Origin of the sequence: Streptomyces flavovariabilis (genome assembly GCF_000725785.1) — a bacterium.
GTDB lineage: Bacteria > Actinomycetota > Actinomycetes > Streptomycetales > Streptomycetaceae > Streptomyces > Streptomyces hawaiiensis.
Genome location: NZ_JNXD01000109.1, coordinates 1 through 278 on the forward strand (window position 1 = coordinate 1; position 278 = coordinate 278).

A 278-nucleotide genomic window follows, 5' to 3' on the forward strand; every position below is an offset into this window, starting at 1 on the left:
TCTTGGCGTCCGACTGCTGGTTGGACCCGGCGAACCGGGCGCGGCCACCGAACAGCAACCGGTGGTCGGGAGTGATCCGGAAGTAGTTGAGCAGGTTCATGCTGCTCGACGCCATCCGCCGGTTCGGCAGCAGCATGTCGCAGACGTCCTTGCCCAGCGGTTCCGTCACGATGATGAAGCTGCCGACGGGCGCGATCCTGACCTGGTGCCAGCGGAACGGCCGGCTGGTGTAGCCGCTGGTCGCCACGAGCACCTGGTCGGCCTCGACGGTGCCGCGC

Annotated in this window: 1 pseudogene; it reads right to left on the minus strand. The window is 68.0% G+C overall.

The annotated features are described in order from the left end of the window. Window positions 1–278 (minus strand): annotated as a pseudogene (locus tag IO24_RS0140135) (FAD-dependent oxidoreductase); the annotation flags it as partial.